Annotated in this window: 22 protein-coding genes and 1 pseudogene; 6 read left to right on the top strand and 17 right to left on the bottom strand. The window is 46.1% G+C overall.

Going from position 1 to position 21,526, the window contains the following annotated elements:
• Nucleotides 1-55: 55 nt before the first annotated feature.
• The 5 genes from nosZ to O3681_RS09835 all read right to left on the bottom strand — a co-directional run bounded on the left by nosZ (nucleotide 56) and on the right by O3681_RS09835 (nucleotide 9,320).
• Complete coding sequence (gene nosZ / locus O3681_RS09855) at nucleotides 56-2,023, bottom strand: TAT-dependent nitrous-oxide reductase (RefSeq protein WP_036493194.1); 1,968 nt, start codon at nucleotides 2,021-2,023, stop codon at nucleotides 56-58.
• A gap of 109 nt (nucleotides 2,024-2,132) precedes the next feature.
• Entirely contained in the window at nucleotides 2,133-4,427 is a 2,295-nt protein-coding gene (locus O3681_RS09850) for a 4Fe-4S binding protein (protein WP_371459860.1), read from the bottom strand.
• A gap of 468 nt (nucleotides 4,428-4,895) precedes the next feature.
• Nucleotides 4,896-5,957 (bottom strand): trimeric porin PorB, encoded by a 1,062-nt coding sequence (gene porB, locus O3681_RS09845; RefSeq protein WP_107724144.1) that lies wholly within the window; start codon nucleotides 5,955-5,957, stop codon nucleotides 4,896-4,898.
• A 313-nt stretch (nucleotides 5,958-6,270) separates the two neighbouring features.
• Complete coding sequence (gene truA, locus O3681_RS09840; protein WP_107724143.1) at nucleotides 6,271-7,116, bottom strand: tRNA pseudouridine(38-40) synthase TruA; 846 nt, start codon at nucleotides 7,114-7,116, stop codon at nucleotides 6,271-6,273.
• A 227-nt stretch (nucleotides 7,117-7,343) separates the two neighbouring features.
• Complete coding sequence (locus O3681_RS09835; RefSeq protein WP_371459859.1) at nucleotides 7,344-9,320, bottom strand: FimV/HubP family polar landmark protein; 1,977 nt, start codon at nucleotides 9,318-9,320, stop codon at nucleotides 7,344-7,346.
• Between the two features lie 353 nt (nucleotides 9,321-9,673).
• Here O3681_RS09835 and O3681_RS09830 point away from each other — a divergent pair, with 353 nt between their 5' ends.
• The 6 genes from O3681_RS09830 to dtd all read left to right on the top strand — a co-directional run bounded on the left by O3681_RS09830 (nucleotide 9,674) and on the right by dtd (nucleotide 13,077).
• The gene (locus O3681_RS09830) at nucleotides 9,674-10,207 is read left to right on the top strand and encodes a septation protein A (protein ID WP_371459858.1); all 534 of its coding nucleotides are present in this window, start codon (nucleotides 9,674-9,676) and stop codon (nucleotides 10,205-10,207) included.
• Nucleotides 10,207-10,497, top strand: a complete 291-nt coding sequence (locus O3681_RS09825; RefSeq protein ID WP_004519663.1) for a YciI family protein — start codon at nucleotides 10,207-10,209, stop codon at nucleotides 10,495-10,497. Before O3681_RS09830 ends, O3681_RS09825 begins: the two co-directional genes overlap by 1 nt.
• Nucleotides 10,494-10,766: a BolA family transcriptional regulator gene (locus O3681_RS09820; RefSeq protein WP_070460214.1), complete on the top strand. Its 273-nt coding sequence runs from the start codon at nucleotides 10,494-10,496 to the stop codon at nucleotides 10,764-10,766. The genes O3681_RS09825 and O3681_RS09820 overlap by 4 nt, the downstream gene beginning before the upstream one ends.
• Nucleotides 10,767-10,835: 69 nt before the next feature.
• Nucleotides 10,836-11,708 (top strand): peptidylprolyl isomerase, encoded by an 873-nt coding sequence (locus O3681_RS09815; protein WP_371459857.1) that lies wholly within the window; start codon nucleotides 10,836-10,838, stop codon nucleotides 11,706-11,708.
• 44 nt (nucleotides 11,709-11,752) lie between these two features.
• A complete protein-coding gene (locus O3681_RS09810) occupies nucleotides 11,753-12,517 on the top strand; it encodes a peptidyl-prolyl cis-trans isomerase (RefSeq protein ID WP_371459856.1) in 765 nt (254 codons plus the stop codon).
• Between the two features lie 98 nt (nucleotides 12,518-12,615).
• Nucleotides 12,616-13,077 (top strand): D-aminoacyl-tRNA deacylase, encoded by a 462-nt coding sequence (gene dtd, locus O3681_RS09805; protein ID WP_314597364.1) that lies wholly within the window; start codon nucleotides 12,616-12,618, stop codon nucleotides 13,075-13,077.
• Nucleotides 13,078-13,136: 59 nt separating this feature from the next.
• Here dtd and O3681_RS09800 read toward each other — a convergent pair.
• The 12 genes and pseudogenes from O3681_RS09800 to hisH form a co-directional block, all read right to left on the bottom strand.
• A pseudogene (locus O3681_RS09800) lies at nucleotides 13,137-13,655 on the bottom strand (gluconokinase, GntK/IdnK-type).
• 90 nt (nucleotides 13,656-13,745) lie between these two features.
• On the bottom strand, nucleotides 13,746-15,158 hold the full coding sequence (locus O3681_RS09795; RefSeq protein ID WP_371459855.1) for a GntP family permease: 1,413 nt from the start codon (nucleotides 15,156-15,158) through the stop codon (nucleotides 13,746-13,748).
• Between the two features lie 527 nt (nucleotides 15,159-15,685).
• On the bottom strand, nucleotides 15,686-16,462 hold the full coding sequence (tatC, locus tag O3681_RS09790; RefSeq protein ID WP_049331173.1) for a twin-arginine translocase subunit TatC: 777 nt from the start codon (nucleotides 16,460-16,462) through the stop codon (nucleotides 15,686-15,688).
• Nucleotides 16,463-16,477: 15 nt separating this feature from the next.
• On the bottom strand, nucleotides 16,478-17,140 hold the full coding sequence (tatB, locus tag O3681_RS09785) for a Sec-independent protein translocase protein TatB (RefSeq protein WP_371459854.1): 663 nt from the start codon (nucleotides 17,138-17,140) through the stop codon (nucleotides 16,478-16,480).
• A gap of 3 nt (nucleotides 17,141-17,143) precedes the next feature.
• The gene (tatA, locus tag O3681_RS09780; RefSeq protein WP_003679438.1) at nucleotides 17,144-17,347 is read right to left on the bottom strand and encodes a Sec-independent protein translocase subunit TatA; all 204 of its coding nucleotides are present in this window, start codon (nucleotides 17,345-17,347) and stop codon (nucleotides 17,144-17,146) included.
• A gap of 41 nt (nucleotides 17,348-17,388) precedes the next feature.
• The gene (locus tag O3681_RS09775) at nucleotides 17,389-17,712 is read right to left on the bottom strand and encodes a histidine triad nucleotide-binding protein (RefSeq protein WP_049329536.1); all 324 of its coding nucleotides are present in this window, start codon (nucleotides 17,710-17,712) and stop codon (nucleotides 17,389-17,391) included.
• Between the two features lie 117 nt (nucleotides 17,713-17,829).
• Nucleotides 17,830-18,153: a phosphoribosyl-ATP diphosphatase gene (locus O3681_RS09770; RefSeq protein ID WP_003679440.1), complete on the bottom strand. Its 324-nt coding sequence runs from the start codon at nucleotides 18,151-18,153 to the stop codon at nucleotides 17,830-17,832.
• Between the two features lie 32 nt (nucleotides 18,154-18,185).
• Nucleotides 18,186-18,593: a phosphoribosyl-AMP cyclohydrolase gene (gene hisI / locus O3681_RS09765; RefSeq protein ID WP_371459853.1), complete on the bottom strand. Its 408-nt coding sequence runs from the start codon at nucleotides 18,591-18,593 to the stop codon at nucleotides 18,186-18,188.
• A gap of 44 nt (nucleotides 18,594-18,637) precedes the next feature.
• A complete protein-coding gene (gene hisF, locus O3681_RS09760; protein ID WP_371459852.1) occupies nucleotides 18,638-19,405 on the bottom strand; it encodes an imidazole glycerol phosphate synthase subunit HisF in 768 nt (255 codons plus the stop codon).
• 40 nt (nucleotides 19,406-19,445) lie between these two features.
• On the bottom strand, nucleotides 19,446-19,763 hold the full coding sequence (locus O3681_RS09755; protein ID WP_070460191.1) for a multidrug transporter MatE: 318 nt from the start codon (nucleotides 19,761-19,763) through the stop codon (nucleotides 19,446-19,448).
• Nucleotides 19,764-19,940: 177 nt separating this feature from the next.
• Nucleotides 19,941-20,678 (bottom strand): 1-(5-phosphoribosyl)-5-[(5-phosphoribosylamino)methylideneamino]imidazole-4-carboxamide isomerase, encoded by a 738-nt coding sequence (gene hisA, locus O3681_RS09750; RefSeq protein WP_371459851.1) that lies wholly within the window; start codon nucleotides 20,676-20,678, stop codon nucleotides 19,941-19,943.
• Between the two features lie 73 nt (nucleotides 20,679-20,751).
• The gene (gene hisH / locus O3681_RS09745; protein WP_371459850.1) at nucleotides 20,752-21,396 is read right to left on the bottom strand and encodes an imidazole glycerol phosphate synthase subunit HisH; all 645 of its coding nucleotides are present in this window, start codon (nucleotides 21,394-21,396) and stop codon (nucleotides 20,752-20,754) included.
• Nucleotides 21,397-21,526 lie beyond the last annotated feature (130 nt).

The raw sequence follows: 21,526 nt of genomic DNA, 5'->3' as shown, positions 1-21,526 counted from the left end.
CGTCTGAAAGAATGTTTTTTCAGACGGCCTGAAGAATTAAATCATCAAACCGAAATTATTTTGGTTTAACAATCATTTGGCCAGACATTTCCATGTGCAATGCGTGGCAGAACCATTGGCAGTAGTACCAGTGTACACCTGGACGGACAGCCTTGAAGGTTACAGAAGATGTAGCTTGCGGGCCAATCTCCATAGCAATGCCATAACCTTCCAAAGTAAAGCCGTGAGTCAAGTCTTCAATGGTCTCAACGTTGGTTACATATACGGTAACTTCGTCGCCTTGGTTCACTTCAAATTGAGGAACGCTGTAAGCAGGCGCAACGGCAGTCATGTACACGCGTACTTTGTTGCCTTCACGTACGACTTTGGCAGCTTTTTCCAGCTCAACACCGTCTTTTTGAGCTTGTTCCAAAGCTTCTTGCCAGAACCATGGGTCTTTGCGGTCCCAAGTTTTGCTTGGGTTCACTTTAGACGCGGCAACCAAGCACAAGTCGTGTGGTTCGGCAAAAGTCGGATTGTCATGCACCAGACGCATTTCGTCGCCGGAGATATCGATCAATTGGTCACACTCAGGTTTCAAAGGACCGGCATTCAAGAAGCGGTCTTTAGAGAACTTGTTCAAAGATACCAACCATTTACCGTCGGCTTCTTTGGTTTCGCCCATGGTAGTGTGGTTGTGGCCCGGTTGATAGTGAACGTCGAGTTTTTGTTTGATCGGATCGATTTTCTCGCCTTTATAGGCTTTAATCGCATCGTCAATGTTCCATTTCACCATTTGGCTGTCGATAAACAATGTAGTATAAGCATTGCCGCGACCGTCAAATGCAGTGTGTAATGGGCCAAGACCCAGTTGAGGCTCGGCTACAACAACATCGCGCTCTTTGATTTTACCTGCAAACAAGTCATCCAGTTTGCTGACATCCAATACGGTAACGGTTGGAGACAGTTTACCGTTGAGCATAATGTATTTGCCGTCAGGGCTTGCATTACAGCCGTGAGGAGAGTTAGGAACCGGGATGTAACGAGTGTATGGAGAGTTGGCTTCCGCACGACCGTCCAACATTTTCACGCCGTTAACTTCTTTGAAGTCGCCTTTTTTGATGCCTTCTTCGATGGCGGCCAGGTTAAATACCACACACCAGTCTTGTTCGTTAGAAGATGCACCTTGTACAGTCAGAGCGCGCTCAGAGTTATAGCAGGTAGAGAAAGAGTATTTACCTTGGTAGTCGGCATCGCCATTATCCAAGTTACCGTCTACCAATACTTGCCATGCGATGTCCATGGTTTCGCCGTCAACTGCAGTATAAACGGCATTCCAAGTTTTAGGATCATCCCATTTGCCTACGCCGTCAACAGGAACGATATGCTCGCCGTTGGCAAATACGTAGCCAGTTTTCGGATAGCGTTGAGGACGCAGACCGTGAACACCTGAAACGTTTGGGATTTCAACGATTTTATCGGTTTTCATCACATCCAAGCGGATACGGCAAACGCGGTTGTTTGCTTTATCGTTGGCATATGCATAGCGGCCGTCGTAAGTTTGATCGGTAAAAGACAAGTGCGGGTGGTGCAAGTCGCCGTTAGGGTAGCAGCGCAGACCGCTGTCTTGCAGGAATTTACGGGTTTCCGGCGTAATTTTTTCATTCAAAATACGCAGGCTCTCGTTGGTACGACCCCAACCGGTAGCGCTGTCCATATTGAACACAGGGATACGCATCAACTCACGCATAGAAGGTACGCCGATCAAGCGCATTTCGCCTGATTGACCGCCTGACAAGAAACCGTAGTATTGGTCAAGCTCGCCTGGACCGACTTCGGAAGTTTGTTTGCCCGGCTCGGCAGAATGAGCAGCGGCTTTTTCGGCAGGTGCAGCACCGGAAGCAGCAGCTTTATCACCCTCGCCGTTAGAGCAACCGGCCAAGCCCAACAAACCGGCACCGGCAATACCTGCACCGGAAGCAGCGGCAGTACCTAAGAATGAACGACGGCTTAAGCCGTTTTGTTCTAATTTTTCGTCTGACATACGACACTCCTTGGATAAAATCCGGCGGCCGATTTTTCAGACGGCCTGCCGATGAAAAATTTTCTAAGTCGGGCTGCCGATACAGCCCTCTTTTTTTATTGATAAATTACTACTTGTCGACACTGATTGCCGATTCTTTTTTAACAAACTGGACGACTTGTTCTTGGGCATTTTGCGTCGCTGCCGCATCATGCTGTTCAGCTTTTGCCGCTGCTTGTTTTTGTTTTTTCTTATTCGTTGCCACTACTTGAGGACAACGCGTATCGTGATGATACATTACCTGACAATGCAGACATTGGATACATTCGTTCGGATGAATGTCGCCTTCAGGTGCGATTGCCTGTACTGGGCATTCGTGTGTACAAATCTGGCATGGGTTACCGCACATTTTATAACGGCGCAGCCAATCAAACACACGGAAGCGGCCCGGCAATGCAATACCTGCACCCAAAGGACACAGATAACGGCAGAAGAAACGTTCGATGAACAAGCCTGCAATCAGCAAAGCGGCGGCGAACAGAACAAACCACCATTCACGCATGAATTTCAAAATAATTGCAGTTTTGAAAGGCTCAATTTCAGCAAATTTTTCAGCCGTACCCAAATCGTACAGGGAAATTGCCAGCAAAGCGAAGAAAATTACATATTTAATCGCACTCAGACGGGTATGCAACAAGTGTGGCACTGTAATCTGTTTCAGACCCAATTTTTTAGCGATACGGTTGGTTAACTCTTGCAATGCACCGAAAGGGCACAGCCATCCACAGAATGTACCGCGGTTCCACAACAGCATGGTCGCCGCTGTAAAGAGCCACAGAATGAATACTAGCGGATCCATCAGGAAAAATTCCCAGTGGAACTCAGTCAAAACAGCTGAGAACAACGTCAAAGTATTCACTACCGATAATTGTGCCTGAGCATACCAGCCGATATAAAACAGCGTAAAGGTCAGGAAACAAAGACGGAATCGGTCATACCATTTTTCGTAACGGACAATCCAATCTTGGAACAGGAATACCAACAGAAGAATTGTCAAAGCAATACCGACAACCACGATTTGACCTTGTTTGGCTTTCCAAACCTGTTTCCAAAGTTGGTTGGATACGCCTTCCTCAGCCGTTGCATCTTCTGCAATACCTGTACTTTCCTCCGGAGCAGAGGCTGCCGCAGCCACCGGCTCAACCGGTGCACTAATTTCAACCGGCGGTGCTTTAGGATCGTCAACGTAGTAGCCTTTTGGCAATTCATAATCCAAATCGGCAGTTACAAATGCCTTATCATTTACGCTCAATACGCGTTGAATCATCAATTGCAAACGCCATGGTTCAGCACCATCAAATTCCACACCTTCGGGGATAGTGAACCAAGAAACTTCTTTAAATGCAGGCGCACCTTCGGCAGATAAAGCAACTACACGTTCATGTTGCGCATCGGTAAAGCGGAAGCTGGTATCGCCTTGAATCATTTCAATACGGTCAAAGATACCGCCGCGGACATAACCTGAACCTTTCCAAGAATAGCGACCCTCGCCGGCCACCATCACGGCTTCTTGGCCAGGTTTCAAACGTTTTTGCAGGTTGTTCCAACCGGCTTCACCTAAAAGGCTTTTACCGATGGAAGGTTGGCTGACCAAGGCAACATACAGATCAATAAATGTATCATTACCATCGCCCTGCTCCGCATGATCTGCCACACCTGCTTTACCGCTTTTCTCAAACAGTTTATTGATTTCGTCGATAGAAATATGCAGATGACCGACGGCTTTTTGTTCCAAAAGCGCATTCCATGACAGGATATCTTGTTTGTCTTGATTGGCAACACGACGCGGACGAGTTTGAACGGCAGGTTCGGCAGACTGCTCGCCGGAAGCAGCTGCCGTACCGGCTTGAACTGCTTTATCTGTACCCAAATGATATTGATTGATTACTGCTTTAACAGAGCGCTGAATACTGTCATTGATGACCATTAGGGTTACAGTCGCACCACTAATAATATCCCCTGGTGCAACACCTGGTTGAGGCGGGTTTTTAATAAAATTTAAGCCGATATATTTGTCAATGAATTTATCGACACGGGATTGCGGGATACCGATCAGCATAATCGGCTCATGGTGCTCAACCAATTTTGCGCCGGCAATAGTGCCATCATTGGCCAATGCAACCATCGTATCGATCGGTTTGCTCGAATAACCGCGCGTATTGACTACGTCAGTTGTGATATAAACCAAGCCAAGCTGCTCTTCGCCCTTGTACACGCGAGCAACCAAGGGCTTACCTTCAGGCTTACCGTAGCGGTCAGCACCTGGGAAAATTTCAGACGGCTGAACTTTTGCCAAGAAATCAGGCAAGCGTTCCGCGTAAGCAGGCAGGCTTACCATCATCATGAAAAATACAGCGAACAGCATAAGGATTCGTTTCCAAATGCCACTTAAACACTTTACTTCAAGGCAGGACATGGCTATTCCCGATATATCGATACTCTAAACACTGATATTATATGAATCATCTATCAGCAATAATTTGATTAAAATCAAGTTTACAAATCTTAAAATCAGATTCTACATACTAATAATACTTTAGAACTACATTAGATGAACCTTTTATTATTAGGCATGAAACATAGGAAAATCAACTCAATCCAAGAATCATCCCTATATTATTAACTTATTTATAATAATACTCAAAACAATTTCTGAAATTTCATTTAGCATATATTAAATAGAATAGAACCTGACTTAAATTTCCATAGACCGTCTGAAAACGAATATCGAAAATACTTTAACCTACCCCTGCAATGACAAAATACATTTCTTACAAAAACAAAAAGAGCCTGTATAAAACAGGCTCTTTTTTCAGACTAATCTTAAGCCAGATTAGAATTTGTGACGCAGGCCAACAGTACCAGCAGTTTTCTCGTATTTGTAGTCGCCTTTGCCTTCTTTCAACCAGCCGGCAGACAACAGGGCAGAAGTGCGTTTAGAGAAGTCGTAGTCAGCACCAACGATAACTTGGTTGTAAGCGCTGTTTTTTTGTTTTACGCCATCTTCTTTAGCTTTGAAGCCGTGAGCGTAAGAAACACGAGGAGTTACGTTGCCGAAGCGGTAAGCAGCAGTCGCACCAACTTCAGTACGTTCGTTTTTCTTAGCACCAGCTACATCAGCTTTGAAGCCTTCGTATTGACCTACAACAGCAACCATCAGGTTGTTAGCATCGTAACCAGCAGTCAGACGGTGTGCTTGGTGATCTTTGTAAGCACCAGCAGCCAAAGTAGTGTTGCTGTTGAATGCATCCAAGTAGCCAGCATCCAAGTCAGCACGTTTAGCGTAAGAACCAGCATAACGACCGAAGAAGCCAGAGTTTTCGTAGTTCAGGCCCAAATCGTAAGATTCACGGCTTTTCACAGTGTGAGTGTATTTGTCGCCAGGGTTAGCATTGTCGCGAGGTTGGTATTGTACGCTTGCACTGAAACCACCAAATACAGGAGTGTCGTAACGTACAGATACTTTACGAGTATCTACACGTTTAATTTTACCCAGTTGCAGAGCATCTGCGTTAGCGGCACCAGATTCCCAAGGGTCGAAGCTGTCACTGCTGTCTTTCAGAGCAGTGTTCAGGTTACCGGCACGAACTTTACCGAAACCACCTTCCAAACCGATGAAAGATTCACGGTTAGCAAAACCAGAGTCACCACCGGCGATAGAAGTGTTTTGTTCAACTTGCCAAATAGCATTCAAGTTGCTACCCAAATGTTCGTGGCCTTTGAAGCCGATGCGAGAACCGTAGTCAGCAATCTCAGTAGCAGTTTTAGAAGTAGCTTTACCCACTTTTACTTTAGAAATTTCAACGCCGGCTTTAACTTGACCGTACAGAGTCACATCAGCCATAGCTGCAACAGGCAGAGCTGCCAAAGTCAGAGCAATCAGAGATTTTTTCATTGCTGTATTCCTTTTCTATTGTGAAGAAATAACTTAAGCAGACCGGACAATCCGCTTAGGCTTACATTATCGCTGGAATCAGCGATTCCATGACTGTTACTATAATTGCTCCTCTCTAAAAAAACAAACTTTATTCAATCCACCCCCACCACCCTTGAAACCCAGCAAAGGCAAACACAGCCTAAAAAAATGAAATTTATTATTTAAAATCAATGATAAATTTCTTTTAAAACCAATTGTGCATTTTTACAACACTTTATTAATTTACACATCAATCCAGCTATTTTGTTGCTTTTATACCAACAATCCGCAGTTAGCCCGTCTGAAAATCATTACCTAGAACGCTCATCCACTCGGGTAACGATAGTTTCTTCACGCCAAACTCATCAGGATAGTCAACACCTGTTAAATACAGGCCATCTGACATAAAAGTTGGCGGAGCCTTCAATCTACTTTTTGCATGAAAGACTGACTCAAACTCATCCACACTGATTCTGCCACTACCCACATACACCAATGCTCCCATAATATTGCGTACCATATGATGTAAGAATGCATTTCCATGCAAATCAAGGCACAGATAGCGAGCAGTTCCACTAATACTTGTACTATATAGTGTCTTTACAGGAGATTTCGCCTGACATTCAGCTGCTCGAAAGCTAGAAAAGTCATGCTCCCCCTCCAATAAGGCAGCAGCCTGCCTCATCAGATTTAAATCTAATTTCAAATGCGTCCACCCTACTCTACCAACCAATAATGGAGAACGAACCGGTGAGGATTCCAATAAATAACGATAATGACGGCCATAAGCATCAAATCGGGCATGGAAATGAGGTGCAACTTTTTGCGCAACCAACACAGCAACACCATCAGGCAAATGTGCATTGACCCCCCGCACCCATGCTTGCTCCGGACGATTTACTGATGTATCAAAATGCACTACCTGGGCAGTTGCATGCACACCCGTATCCGTCCTTCCCGCAACAATAGTATTAATTTGCTCCTCTGCTATTGAAGACAACGCCTGCTCTAAGGCCGTCTGAACAGTCGGCAAATCTCCAGCCTGTTTTTGCCAACCATAAAAACGACTACCGTCATAAGAGAGGGTCAAAGCCCAGCGCTGCACCAGATGCCCTGTTGTATTTACTTGTTCAGTCATTTCTTATACTTCTTGTAAATTGATATTGTTGCCTACGCTCAAGTAACAAATATTAAAAAGGCGTGATTAACACACGCCTCCATTTTGTATTTCAGACGGCCTTCATCTTCAACCATCATATAAAGCTGAAATCTTACCCAACCAATAATAGACTCAGCCAAAATCTTGCTTTTTAATTTACCATAAAAAAGATGCCGTCTGAAACGGCATCTGCATTTGACTGGCACTTACGCGCCAAGTTCTTTCATCAGTTTTTGGGCTTTATGCAGAATATCGCCTTCAGCCTCCTCAATCAGCCCTTGCAATGTTTCTCGAGCCGCTTCAGGATCACCGATTTCGATATACATCTTAGCCAAATCATATTTGGCTTCAAACGGTGCAGTCATGCCGACTGATTCTGAAACAAAGCCTCTTTCACTATTGCTTTGATCAGCGGCTACTGAAACATCTTCAGCTTCCCATTCCAATGCACCTTCTTCAATCACAAACTCGGAAGCAGCTGCTTCTTTCTCTGCTTCTTCTTTGGTTTCTTGAATTTGCAAGTCTTGATCTTGCTTGACATCAAATGGCAACGCATGGCCGCCTGAAGCTTCAGGGGTTTCTACCGTAAACTCAAGTGGCTCTTCATTTCTTAACTCGGAGACCTTTTTCTCTGCCGCCAAATCAAACTCAGCAAATGTATTTACCTGCTCTTCTTTACGTTCAGGCATAACAACAGATACTGGCTGATACGGATTTTCTGGTTCAGGCTCGTACACGCTTTCCGTTGATTCGATATTGTCCCAATCAGCATGGCGACGTTGCTCTGTCTCAACATCATGCGTTACTGCACCTGAAAGAATACCTGCCTGACTATTGTCAATCTTACCCAAATCAAGTTTGACATCATCAATATTGGAAGATTCTTCTACCTCTTTGATAACCACATCATCTTCAAAATCGTCTTCGATAAACAGACCGTCTTGAGTTTTTTCAGACGGCGTTACTTTAGTTGCAGCAACCGCAGCAGTTGAAGCGGCAACATTTTTCTGTACAGCCTTCTCTTCATCCTTACGGCTTACAGGTGCCGCTTCCGGCTCATCTTTACGTTTACCCGCAGCTTTTAACAACAACCAAGCAGCAATAAGAGCCGCACCGCCTGCCAATAACCATTTCCATAAATTGCCGTCTGATTCGCCTTCTGTTTGCTCCGCGACAGAATCCGTGGTTGCAACAGGCTCAGAAGCCACTACGTTCTCTTGAGCATCAGAAGCCATAGCTTCTTGAATATCGGACGCAGGAACAGTCGATGCGGCATTTTCATTAACCACTGCAGATGCTGCTTGTTCTGCTGAAGCTTGTTTCACTTCTTCCTGTTGCTGTGTATTTACACCAGCATCTTTAACCTGAGCTTCCGTTTGAGCCTCAGGCTGAACAACAGGTTTTTCTGTTTTAGCTTCTGTTGCATTGACGGTTTCATTGCCTTTTTCTGCCGCTGTATTGGTTTTAACAGGAGCAGAAGCAGCTAAGCGTTGCAATTCACTACGATTTGGAATATTCAGCACTTTACCTGCCAACATACGGTTGGCATTGTTATCAATAAACACATCCGGATTGGCATTAACCAATGCTTGAATGGTTTGATCCAAGGTCATACCTTGCGGACGGATGCTGGACGCAATGGCAATCAGGGTTTCACCCGTACGCACCAAATGCTGTCTACCTGAACGTGCAGCTGTGTCGTTTTTAGCAGAGGCCGTCTGAACTTGTTTTTTCTCAGCCTTACGCTGCACATCCTTACGCGCTTGAGCTGCCTGATTACCTACTGCTTTATTGTTTTTAGTTGCAGGCTGTTGGGCATTGCGTGTCGGCTCGAAGGATTGGGATTCGGCAGTTTGACGGGGGCGGACGGATGCCGCATCTTTAGCGTCGTATCCGGCCGGATCGATGATAGCAGTGTATTCACGCGATTGCGCGCCGACACCTACTTGGAAAACCAAAACAGGATCTTTGATGGCTTTAGAGGAACGAATGGTAACGACTGCCTTATCGCCTGATTTGCGTACCGCCGCGCGCAAATTACCATTTGAAATAGTGGCCTTACCGCCATTAAGCAGAGCCTGAGCTTCCTCGCCAGTCACAGTGATACTGCCTGTAAAAGGCTCACCCAAATGAGATTGAACATTCAAGCCGCCCAAACCTGCAGAGGCACTGAGCGATGTCATTAAAGCGATAGAAGCTGTAATTAATTTAATATTGTGATGTTTTTTCAAAACTGATCCCCTGTTCGGAAATTATGGTACTGACCAATGTGCGCGCATTTAACCATATATTTACTAGATATTACGTCATGATATATTTTTAACCCATTCCTGCCAAGCAATAGAGGCTATTCAGCCTAAAATTCCTTAGCAAATCTATTACTTTTGCATGCTTGTGTTTCTTTTTTACAAATTCCGCCAACCCAAAACAAATATTTCATATGGATATATGTGGTATTAAAGTCATAGGGAAAGGTGCAAAAAAACACATCTCCCTGTATGATTAGCATTTACTCAATTAGTTTCATCATTAATATATGAAGGTTTTGAGCGACTTATTCGCCGTATTCTTATTTTTCATCACATACATCATCACCAAAGACATGATTGCCGCAACGACTGTTGCGGTTATAGTCGGTATTGCCCAAGCTGCGCTGACCTTTTGGAAACACCGCAAGCTGGACACCATGCAATGGATCAGCCTGATTTTAATTGTCTTTTTGGGCGGTGCAACGATTCTGCTGAAAGACAACCGCTTTATCATGTGGAAACCGACCGTTCTGTTTTGGATCGGCGCAATCGTCATGCTGTTTAGCCACCTTGCCGGTAAAAACGGGCTTAAAGCCGTCATGGGCAAAGAAATGCAGCTCCCTGATTTTGCATGGACACGCCTGACTTATGCATGGATTGGCTTCCTGATTTTTATGGGTGCGGCCAACCTCTTTGTCTTTACGTATTTTCCAGACCAATGGGTCAATTACAAACTATTCGGCACATTGGGTTTCACAATCATTTTTTCCATCGCACAGGGCATGTATCTGATGCGTTTCCAGTCTAAGGAGGATCAATAATGGAATATTTTATGCTTTTGGCTACTGATGCCGAAGATGTCCACGAAGCACGCATGGCAGCACGCCCTGCTCATTTAGCACGCTTGGAAGAATTGAAAGCGCAAGGCCGTCTGCTGACTGCCGGCCCCAATCCTCTACCAGACAATCCGGAACGTGTCTCCGGCAGCCTGATCGTGGCTCAATTTGAATCTTTGGACGCTGCACAAGAATGGGCTGAACAAGACCCTTACGTCGATGCCGGCGTATACGCAGAAGTATTGATTAAACCCTTTAAAGCCGTATTCAAATGAGCAATATGCGTCAAATTATCGAGGAACGCCTGCAGGCGCTTGAGCCTGAGTTCTTCGATTTTGAAGATGAAAGCCACCTGCACGCCGGCCATGCCGGCAATAAAGGCGGCGGGCATTACGCTATAGTGGTGGTCAGCAACGCATTTGAGAACATTGGCCGCCTCCAGCGGCAACGTATGATTAAGCAGCTTTTGCAGGACTTGTTTTCAGACGGCCTGATTCATGCACTCAGTATCAAAGCGGCCACGCCGGACGAATACTTCCATTAAGATTACTACTCAAACTTTGATTTCTAATCATTAATTCACTTCCAATCATTAATTTAAAAGAGAAATACGATGAAAAAAACCTACTTTGCTTCAACCTTGATGCTTGCCCTGACTTCCGGCACCCTGTTTGCCCAAACTTTGGTTACCGTCAACGGCCAAGCCATCGACAGCAGCGTTATCGATGACCAAGTTGCTTCCGTACGCGCCAGCAACCCCAACGTTCAAGATACTCCTGAATTGCGTCAAATGCTGACTGAACGCCAAGTTATCAGCACTGTGGTTACCCAAGAAGCCAAAAAATTAAAACTGGATCAAAGCGCTGAATTCAAAACAGCATTGGAACAGGCGCGTGCTGATGCCGCCAAGCAAGGTGCAGATAAAAAAGCCACATTCAAAACCGAATGGGCAGTTTTCGAAAATGATTTGTTAGGCCAAGCGTTCGCGGCACATATCGTCCGTCAATATCCTGTCCAAGAAAAAGACGTCAAAGCCGCTTACAACGACTTCAGCAACTTCTATAAAGGTACTCAGGAAGTCCAACTGGGCGAAATCTTAACCGACAGCAGCAGCAATGCCCAAAAAGCCATTGCCGATTTGGACGCGAAAAAAAGCTTTGTTTCGGTATTGAACCAATACTCAATTGATGAAGCAGCCAAAAAAGCCGGCGGTATCCCTAAAGCTTATGTTCCGCTCAAAGATTTGCAAGAATCAGCACCTCCGCTTTATGCAGCCGTCAAAGACCTGAAAAAAGGCGCGCACACTAAAACGCCGCTACAAAACGGTAATCTGTACGCCGTTTTCTACGTCAATGACCGTCGCAACGTTACCGTACCTTCTTACGAAGCCGCTAAAAACGAGATTGGCAGCGACTTACAGGCAGCCCGTGTTGATGCGGCCATTCAATCATTGCTGAAAAAAGCCAGCATCAAAGTCAACAAATAATATAACGTGCCCGCGGTGATAGCGGCGGGCAATAAGGAACTCACATGAACATCAAGCCCAAAACTGCCGTTTTGGCTATCCTTGCCCTGTCAACCGTCGGTTTGGCAACCGCCAAAGCACCTGATATCGATCCCGCCCGTATCGACAGCATGGTTGCCGAAGTATTGAGACAGGCCGACCAGCATCCCAACCAAACTGCCAAACCCGATGGTCAGGCAATCCGCAAAGATGTGGTTACACGTTTGCAGACTTTGGAAATTTTGAAAAATGAAGCCATCAAGGCTGGTTTGGACAAAGATGCGGAAGTGCAGAATCAGTTTAAAAACGTTGAAGCTGAGTTCTATGCCAACCAATACGCTGCTTATCTAGAACGTCAAACCGCAGTTGACGATGCCGAGTTGCGCCGTTTCTACGACCAGCAAACACGCATCATCAAACTACAACAAGTCAGCTTTGCCTCAGCCGACGAAGTACGCGCCGCGCAAGAACTGCTGCTCAAAGGCTTGTCATTCGAAGAGCTGATGAAGCGCTATCCCAACCCAGAACAAGAATTTGACGGCTTCATTTCTCCGCAACAGCTCTCTCCTCAACTGGCTACCGCTTTTGCCGACATGAACCGAGGTGATGTAACGCATGAACCGGTTATAATAGGAAACCGTTTTTACCTGTTTAAACTCAGTGCAGTAGAACGCGATCCTAAAGCCAAACCTTTCGAACTGGTGCGTAATCAGCTTGCCCAAGCTGTCAAACGGCAAAAAGTTAATAATCAGATCGAACGCATCTTAAAAGAAAATGGCATTAATCCGTAAATTGATTCAATAGTTTCAGGCCGTCTGAAACCATATTTGAACCCAGAGGGCGTATCTTGCGCCCTTTTTTCTACAACTCCTTGTATTCACAAAACATTATGCGCGCTGTCATTCAAAAAGTTACCCAAGCCAAAGTTGACGTTTTGTCCGAAGATTCCCGAGAAACCTGCGGCGAAATCAACAACGGATTTATGATATTACTCGGCGTTACCCACGCCGACACGGAAGCAGACGCCAAATACATTGCGGACAAAACCGCCAACCTGCGTATCTTTGAAAACGAAAACGGCAAATTAAATTTATCGCTCAAAGATGTCGGCGGCTCGATATTATTGATTTCCCAATTTACCCTTTTCGCCGATGCACGCAGCGGCCGCCGTCCGTCCTTCTCCAATGCTGCCCCTGCCGAACAAGCGGATAAGCTTTATCAATATACCGCGCAACTTTTACGCGAACATGGACTGACTGTCGAAACCGGCAGATTCCAAACCCATATGCAGGTTTCCCTTTGCAATGACGGGCCGGTTACCTTACTGCTTGACTCGCAAAAAACATTCTAAATCCCATCAAAAAAGGCCATCTGAAATATTTCAGACGGCCTTTCCATTTCTGATCATTACTAAATTAAGCCTTGTGCTTTCACCCAGTTCACAATATCTGCCTCAACGGCCTCAGGCGAACCCGGATTGTCGATTTTGACACCGTATTCATCTGCACCCAGCTCTTCCAAAATCTCCAGCTGCGAATCCAGCATACCGGCTTTCATATAATGCCCCTGACGCGACAGCATACGTTCAAGATTGATTGCTTGAGGCGGAGTCAGATGAATAAAAGCCACCTTCCCTTCCGCACCACGCAGAATATCGCGATAGTGATGCTTGAGTGCGGAACAAGTAACGATGGAATATTTTTCCCCGTTTTTTGCCTGCTCCGTCATCCAGTCACACAAATTGCCCAGCCATGGGTAACGGTCTTCATCCGTCAACGGAATACCGGCACCCATCTTATCGCGGTTGGCTTAGGTATGGAAATCATCGCCTTCGGCATACGGGCATTGGTTGAGATATTTTTGCAACGAGAGTGCGGCCGTGGTTTTACCGCAACCGCACACGCCCATCATGACAAAATGTGTCGTCATTTTTCTACTCCTTGTTTATCTAGATTTTAACGGTATTTAAAAACGGGCGGATTGTGTTATCTCAAAAACACTATCCACCCGTTTTCCCGATTAAACCAAAACAAACAACACTGACGATAAAGCAAAACCGATGAATGCGATAAGTGTTTGGTTGACCGTCCATGTCTTCAAGGTCGTCGGCACATCCATATCCAACAGACGGCCGACAAGCCAGAAGCCGGAGTCGTTAAAGTGGCTGCAACCAACGGAGCCTGCCGCCGTAGCTAATACTACGCAAGCAATCTGCCAATCGCTGAAGCCTGCCGCTGCAACGGCTGGTGCCATCAACGCGGCAGCGGTAGTCAATGCAACGGTCGCAGAACCTTGCGCAATACGCAAAGCCAAAGCCACCAAGAAACAACCCAGCAAAACAGGAATACCCAAGTCAGCCATACTGTCTGCCAAAGCCTTACCGATACCGGAGGCACGCAACACGCCGCCGAACATACCGCCCGCACCGGTAATCAAAATGACCGAACAAACCGAACCCAATGCACCATCGATGGTTTTCTCCAATGCGCTGGCTTTTTCACCACGTTTACCACCCAATACATACATGGCTACCAAAACGGAAATCAGCAAAGCAATCGGTGTCGAACCGATCATGCGACCAAATTGCACCCAACCTTCGTCTGCGCTGACGACTTTCTCGCTGATTAAAGTGGATAAACCAGTATTCAAGAAAATCAACAACATAGGAATCAGCATAATGCCGACGACGGTAGATGCTTTTGCAGGTGCTTTCGGCTGGTCGTTATCTTGCGTACCGCCACTGATCAGATCAGGAACAGGTACATGAATGCTGCGACCTAAAACTTTACCCAATAAATAGCCGCTGAAATACCAAGTAATCAAGGTAACAGGCAAACCTAAAATCAGCAGTTGACCAATATTTGCGCCATAAAACTCAGAAGCTGCAATCGAGCCGGGATGTGGCGGCAGGAAGACGTGCATGACCGAAAATGCGCCAATAGATGCCAACGCATAGGGCAAAACAGTTTGCTTCATGCGGCGTGCCGTTGCAAACACAATCGGCAACATCACCACCAAGCCGGCATCAAAGAAAATTGGAAAGCCAAAAATCAAAGAAGCCATGCCTAAGGCAAACGGCGCACGATTCTCACCAAAAATCTGAATCAGCGCATCTGCCAAAGACTGAGCACCACCGGAAGTTTCTACCAAACGGCCGAGCATTGCGCCCAAACCGACCAGCAACGCCACGTTGCCGAGTGTACTGCCGAAGTTTTTGACCAATACATCATTAACAATGCTGCCCATAGGCAGACCTGTTACGATGGCAGTTAGCAGGCTGACCAATACCAACGTCAGCAAGGCATGAACGCGCAGTTTTACAATCAAAATTAAGATCAGCAAAATCGCTGCTGCGGCAATACCGAGCAAGGTACCGGCACTCAGCGTTTGAGTCCATCCATTTTGAAGCCTTTCTCTGTAAGGAAAATACAAACTTATTAATGTTTCTTAACACACGTAGATCAGATAACACATTTCACTATGGATTCATACGGCTGGATTTAGTCAAAATATAAACTTCTCTTTTTCAAAATCCTTTTTGCAAGATGCTTGATAACTAAGAATAGCAAAGAAAAAACAAAGGCAATAAAAAGGCCGTCTGAAACGTAGTTAATTTTCAGACGGCCTGACATCATTCTTCTCGATAAAATAGAAACGAATATTTTTTCAATTACCTAAAATCAAGTATTTTCGGCTTATGCCTTGGTAAAAATCACCCCATTTCCCAAACGTAATTCCGGCAGTTTGGTATTAAAATCCAGCCCATTGAGGCATGAGGGACTGTTACGCATTACTGCTTCGATTTCGGCAAAATCCTCGGTCAAAAATTTTAGCCGAATCAAAAGAATCTGGGCAGTAATGTTTTACGACTCCCCAAACATCCATCATGCTTTTTCTTAAAAACTGAAAGTGCCATGATACAAAGGCCGTCTGAAAAATTCTTCAGACGGCCTTAATTCTTAAACTTCTGCCGGTGGTTGCGGTGTATCCTCATCTTCCTGCTGCGTTTTCGCTTTGGCAAAACGACTGAACCAAATGCCTGCCTCGTAGAGCAGAATCAGCGGAACAGCAAGCAGGGTTTGAGAAATTACGTCAGGCGGCGTGATGATTGCGGCCACGACAAACGCACCGACAATCACATACGGACGCGCATTCTTAAGCTGTTCAGTCGAAACAATACCCATTTTTGCAAGCAACACCACAACAACGGGAACTTCAAACGTCGTACCGAATGCAACAAACATGCCCAAAATAAAGGACAGGTATTTGTCGATATCGGTCGCCATATTGACGCCGACAGGGGTTACCCCGGCCAAGAATTTGAAAATAACGGGGAACACCAAAAAATAGGCAAAGGCCATACCAACGAAGAAAAGCGTTACGCTGGACAACACCAGCGGCGTAATCAAGCGTTTTTCGTTTTGGTATAAGGCAGGAGCAACAAACGCCCAAACTTGATACAGCGTGTGTGGCAACGACAGCAGAAACGCCGCCATCAAGGTAACCTTGACCGGCACAAAAAACGGCGCAATCACATCGGTTGCAATCATGCTGGTATCTTTAGGCAGATTGGCCATTAATGGCTCGGCAACAAAGGTATAGAGCTGCTGGGCAAACGGCATCATGCCCAAAAAGCAGACAACAATACCGATGACGATCCACATCATGCGGCGGCGCAGCTCGAGAAGATGCTCGATAAGCGGTTGGACGGGTTGTTCGTGTTGAGGTTCGGACACCGGTTGACTCACTTTTTACTTACGGACGCGCAGTTTGGGCTTGGCGTGGAATTTCGGGCGCATATCGCGTTTGCGGCTCATCGCCTGCTTACGCAAAGAAGTCGTATGCAGCGGAGGAACATCGGCAACAGGAGATTCGATATAGCTGACTTCTACCACAGGAGCAGGTGAAACTGAAGCCGTCAAATACTCACGCCAAGCGCGGTCTTGCTCGGATTCGGCATTTTCAGCTTCGACAAGCTCTTGGGTTTGCACTGCCCCACCCTGCTCAGAAGCTTGGATTGCGCTTTCATTCTCAGTGCTGTTTGAAGCCAGATCAGGCAAAGGATTGCCCAACTCATCCACACCGAAATCGGCAGGCGTTTTCTGTTCGGGCAGGCGTTCCCACGGCTTGAGGCCGTCTGAAATATCGCTCAGATTTTTTTGTGCATCGTTGCCCAAGTCTTTGATACCGTCGCGAAACTCAGATGCGGCAGTTTCAAATTCCTGCTTCACCTTGCGCAATTCATCCAACTCAGCCTGAGTGTTGAATTCCTGCTTGACGTTATTGACGAATCCTTGCAATTTGCCGACCAAACGCCCGGCCGTGCGCGCGGCTTGCGGCAGACGTTCGGGACCAAGCACTATCAGGGCGACAACGCCGACCAGCAGCAGCTCGCCCAAACCGAAATCAAACATGGATTATGCTTTGTCTTCGTCTTTTTTGTGTTCGATGACTTCGTCTTTTTTGGCATCTTTGCCGTCTGTACCTTCGTTCAGGCCTTGTTTGAAGTCATGCACTGCACCGCCGAGATCTTTGCCGACGTTGCGCAATTTTTTGGTACCGAATACCAAAACGACGATAATCAGTACGATAATCCAGTGCCAAAGAGAGAAGCTACCCATGATAAATCCTTGAATTTGTTTAATTTAAAAAGAGATAATAACTATGCGGGCGTACCCATGATATGGATATGCAGGTGGAAGACTTCCTGTCCACCGCCTTTACCTGTGTTGATCAGGGTTTTGAAACCGTCGGTCAAACCTGCCTCATGGGCGATTTGAGGAACTTTCAACATCATTTTGCCCAACAGGGTTTGATGTTCGGCAGTTGCGTGTGCCAGTGAATCGAAGTGCACTTTCGGAATCAGCAGCAGATGCACCGGAGCGGCAGGACGGATATCTTTGAAACAAAGCATCTCATCGTCTTCGTAAACGGTTTGTGCCGGAATATCTTTGGTTGCGATTTTGCAGAAAATACAATTATCCATAATGGCTCCAATGGCCGTCTGAAAACGGGCATAACGGGTTTCAACCCAAAAAGTGAAATCGTTTTGCCCCAAGAGACGGATTCTGAAACAGGTCAAATGCGAGATTGTAATATAAATTCAAGATTCTTTGCGAGAAGCTTTTTCCACTAACCCCGACAAACCTTGACGGCGCGCAAGCTCATTTACCACATCTTCAGCGCGCAATCCGTGATGCGCCAATAAAACCATGGTATGAAACCACAAATCCGCCACTTCGTAAACCAAATGTTCGCCACCGCCATCTTTAGAGGCCATCAAGGTTTCACCCGCTTCCTCGATGACTTTTTTCAAAATCTTGTCTTCGCCTTTGTGCAGCAGTTGGGCGACATAAGAAGCATCAGGATCGCCGCCTTTGCGCGAATCGATGACGTTTTGAATTTGGGTAAGGATAGTATCGGTCATGGTCGGTTTCTCTTATTTTCTTTCAGACGGCCTTAAGAATGTTTATGTCCGTAAATTGCTTCTTCGTCTTTCAACACAGCATCCACTATCTGCCATGCGCCGTCTTGCCAAACTTTGTAAAAGCAGCTTTCGCGCCCAGTATGACAGGCAATGCCACCGTTTTGTTCAATCAGCATGACCACTGCGTCGCCATCGCAATCCAGGCGCAATTCGTGTACTTTTTGCGTATGTCCGGACTCTTCGCCCTTCATCCATTGTTTTTGGCGGGAACGGCTGTAATAGTGGGCAAACCCGGTTTCTACGGTTTTTTGCAGGGCTTCGGCGTTCATCCAGGCAACCATCAGCACACGTTGTGTCTGCCAATCTTGGGCAATCGCGCAAACCAAACCTTTTTCATCAAATTTTACGGCATTCAGCAGCGTTTCGTTTATATTCGACATTCGCGTTTTTCTCCCATATTTTTCAGACGGCCTTTGGATAGCAATCACAAACGCACTTCAATTCCTGCTTCACGCATGGCCAGTTTTGCTTCGCGGATACTCGCTTCGCCAAAGTGGAAAATACTGGCGGCCAATACCGCATCTGCTTTTCCTTCTTTAATGCCGTCCACCAAATGCTGAACCGAACCGACACCGCCGGAAGCAATGACCGGAATATCGACCGCTTCGCTGACCGCGCGTGTCAAAGGCAGGTTGAAACCTTGCTTGGTACCGTCCCGGTCCATACTGGTCAGTAAAATCTCGCCCGCACCGCGCCGCTGCATTTCGACAGCCCATTCCACCGCGTCCAAACCGGTCGGATTACGTCCGCCGTGGGTAAAGATTTCCCAACGGGTGTTTTCAGGGGTGATCGCTTTGGCATCCACAGCAACAACAATCGCTTGCGAACCAAAAAAACCGGCCGCTTCATTTACCAAATCAGGATTGGTTACAGCGGCCGTATTGATGCTGGCCTTATCGGCACCGGCATTAAGCAGACGACGGATATCGGCAACCGTACGCACACCGCCGCCGACCGTCAATGGAATAAAAACTTGTGATGCGACTGCCTCAATAACGTGCAAAATAGTATCGCGATTGTCGCTGGAAGCGGTAATGTCCAAAAAGGTCAACTCATCCGCACCTTCATCGTTGTAGCGTTTGGCAACGTCAACCGGATTGCCTGCATCGCGTAAACCCAAAAAGTTGACACCTTTTACCACGCGACCGTCTTTTACATCCAGACAAGGAATAATTCGTTTTGCCAATGCCATACTCAATACCTCTTATCCGTTATCAGGCCGTCTGAAACCGTCAGGCCAAAAATTTGCTCAACCAATCCGGTAAATGTTGCAACAGCTGAAAATAACCAATGCCGGCCATCATCGCCAAAACACAGGAAATAATGAAATTGCTGTCAATGCGGCCGACAATGGAAAAAATCAAACCGGCAAATGCCCATATTATCCCGTTGAAAATCATCCAATAGGTATCGATAATCGGCAAATCAAACGCCGTCAGCTGCCGCAATATCACAGCAATCAGTGTAAACCACAAACTTTCGCTTAGCGGATACACTTCGCGGTCGGATGACCAGATAATCCAAAAACCCAAAACAAACGCTTCAAGCATACCAATCCCTTAATAAAATAAGATATTGAGTGAGTTGTTTTTTATAATTATTTCAGACAGATTTTAAGTCTAAGGACTTTGCAAAATGCCGCCTTTGAAGGCATTTTCAGCTATACGTCAACTCCTGCGCTGTTACCCCTTGCAAAGCCTTAATCTGCATAATTAAACGCACTTAGGTCAAACCAAAGAATCGGCCAGTTTTTGTGCCTGTGCGAAATCAATACTTCCCTCATAAATTGCGCGGCCGGTAATCGCACCGCTCACACCCTCTTTTTCAACGGCACACAATGCGTGGATATCGTCCAAATTCGTCAAGCCGCCGGAAGCGATAATCGGGATATTCACAGATTGAGCCAATTTGACGGTAGCCTCGATATTCACGCCGCTCATCATGCCGTCGCGACCGATATCGGTATAAATAATGCTGTTGACGCCATCGTCTTCAAAACGCTTGGCTAAATCGACGACATGATGCTCCGTTACCGTTGCCCAACCGTCTATCGCCACCATACCGTCTTTGGCATCCAAGCCGACGATAATCTGACCTGAAAATGCCTTACATGCTTTGCGCACAAATTCAGGATTTTTTACCGCAGCCGTGCCGATAATCACATCGGTCAGACCCAAATCCAAATACTTTTCAATGGTGCCCAAATCACGGATACCGCCGCCAAGCTGTACCGGAATATCTTTGGCTACGGCGGCCAAAATTTCTTTAATCGCCGGAAAATTTTGAGGAACGCCTGCGAATGCGCCGTTCAAATCAACCAAATGCAAACGGCGTGCGCCTTGATTGCGCCAATGCAACGCCATCTCTGCCGGCGAATCGGAAAACACCGTCGCCTGCTCCATCAAGCCTTGTTTTAAGCGGACACAGCGTCCTTCTTTCAAATCAATGGCAGGTATCAACAGCATTTTTTTCTCCTCTATTCAATTTCGGTATATTTTACACAAATTAGCGATTTTTAGCAGATTTATGTTAAAAACCTCAAATCTGCCAATTTAAAAAATTACGCAGCAGCAGCAATCCTGCCTGATGGCTTTTTTCCGTGTGGAACTGTGTGGCAAACACATTATCTTTACCGACAATGCAGGCAAATTCACTCGGATATTCGCTGACGCCTAAAACAATCTCTTCATTTTTCGGTGCAAAATAATAGCTGTGAACAAAATAAAAATACTCGTTCTGCCCAATGTCTTGAAATAAAGGGTGTGGACGGGTTTGGCGCACTGTATTCCACCCCATATGCGGCACTTTCAGACGGCCTCCTTGCTCATCGGTTTGATTGGGCAAAAACCGTTTTACTTGCCCTTCAAACCAGGCCAAACCATCTGTATCGCCTTCTTCACTGTGTTCAAACAATAATTGCGCACCTACGCAAATGCCAAAAAACGGCTTGTTTTTCAGGCCGTCTGAAACCGCCTCACCCAAACCGCTTGCCTTCAGCGCCGACATACAATCCGGCATGGCACCCTGCCCCGGAAAGATAACCTTATCTGCCGCCATCACCTCTTCGGGCCGCGAAGTCAGATAAACCTCGGCATTTTGATTGGACAAGACCTGCGCCGCCTGAACAGATTTCAATACTGAGTGCAGGTTTCCCATTCCATAATCGACAATCGCTACTTTCATTGTTTCTCCTCAGGCCGTCTGAAAACATTTAATGATTAATATAATAATAAGAATGATTGTAGCAAAAGATGGTTTAAAACAAAATATTGCCACCATACAAGATGAATAATAAAGGCCGTCTGAAATCCCG

The sequence above is a fragment of the Neisseria sp. 27098_8_158 genome (assembly GCF_041433145.1).
Taxonomy (GTDB): Bacteria; Pseudomonadota; Gammaproteobacteria; order Burkholderiales; family Neisseriaceae; genus Neisseria; species Neisseria subflava_E.
This window is presented reverse-complemented; position numbering and strand designations above follow the sequence as displayed.

Bases quoted from the DNA above. Each gene is read 5' to 3' on its own strand.
- hisF (WP_371459852.1), bottom strand. From the start codon at position 19,405: ATGGCATTGGCAAAACGAATTATTCCTTGTCTGGATGTAAAAGACGGT.
- tatA (WP_003679438.1), bottom strand. From the start codon at position 17,347: ATGGGTAGCTTCTCTCTTTGGCACTGGATTATCGTACTGATTATCGTC.
- O3681_RS09755 (WP_070460191.1), bottom strand. From the start codon at position 19,763: ATGCTTGAAGCGTTTGTTTTGGGTTTTTGGATTATCTGGTCATCCGAC.
- O3681_RS09815 (WP_371459857.1), top strand. From the start codon at position 10,836: ATGAAAAAAACCTACTTTGCTTCAACCTTGATGCTTGCCCTGACTTCC.
- truA (WP_107724143.1), bottom strand. From the start codon at position 7,116: ATGACTGAACAAGTAAATACAACAGGGCATCTGGTGCAGCGCTGGGCT.
- O3681_RS09830 (WP_371459858.1), top strand. From the start codon at position 9,674: ATGAAGGTTTTGAGCGACTTATTCGCCGTATTCTTATTTTTCATCACA.
- hisH (WP_371459850.1), bottom strand. From the start codon at position 21,396: ATGAAAGTAGCGATTGTCGATTATGGAATGGGAAACCTGCACTCAGTA.
- O3681_RS09775 (WP_049329536.1), bottom strand. From the start codon at position 17,712: ATGGATAATTGTATTTTCTGCAAAATCGCAACCAAAGATATTCCGGCA.
- hisI (WP_371459853.1), bottom strand. From the start codon at position 18,593: ATGTCGAATATAAACGAAACGCTGCTGAATGCCGTAAAATTTGATGAA.
- hisA (WP_371459851.1), bottom strand. From the start codon at position 20,678: ATGCTGTTGATACCTGCCATTGATTTGAAAGAAGGACGCTGTGTCCGC.
- dtd (WP_314597364.1), top strand. From the start codon at position 12,616: ATGCGCGCTGTCATTCAAAAAGTTACCCAAGCCAAAGTTGACGTTTTG.
- tatB (WP_371459854.1), bottom strand. From the start codon at position 17,140: ATGTTTGATTTCGGTTTGGGCGAGCTGCTGCTGGTCGGCGTTGTCGCC.
- O3681_RS09850 (WP_371459860.1), bottom strand. From the start codon at position 4,427: ATGCTGTTCGCTGTATTTTTCATGATGATGGTAAGCCTGCCTGCTTAC.
- O3681_RS09825 (WP_004519663.1), top strand. From the start codon at position 10,207: ATGGAATATTTTATGCTTTTGGCTACTGATGCCGAAGATGTCCACGAA.
- O3681_RS09810 (WP_371459856.1), top strand. From the start codon at position 11,753: ATGAACATCAAGCCCAAAACTGCCGTTTTGGCTATCCTTGCCCTGTCA.
- O3681_RS09835 (WP_371459859.1), bottom strand. From the start codon at position 9,320: ATGACATCGCTCAGTGCCTCTGCAGGTTTGGGCGGCTTGAATGTTCAA.
- O3681_RS09770 (WP_003679440.1), bottom strand. From the start codon at position 18,153: ATGACCGATACTATCCTTACCCAAATTCAAAACGTCATCGATTCGCGC.
- O3681_RS09820 (WP_070460214.1), top strand. From the start codon at position 10,494: ATGAGCAATATGCGTCAAATTATCGAGGAACGCCTGCAGGCGCTTGAG.
- nosZ (WP_036493194.1), bottom strand. From the start codon at position 2,023: ATGTCAGACGAAAAATTAGAACAAAACGGCTTAAGCCGTCGTTCATTC.
- porB (WP_107724144.1), bottom strand. From the start codon at position 5,957: ATGAAAAAATCTCTGATTGCTCTGACTTTGGCAGCTCTGCCTGTTGCA.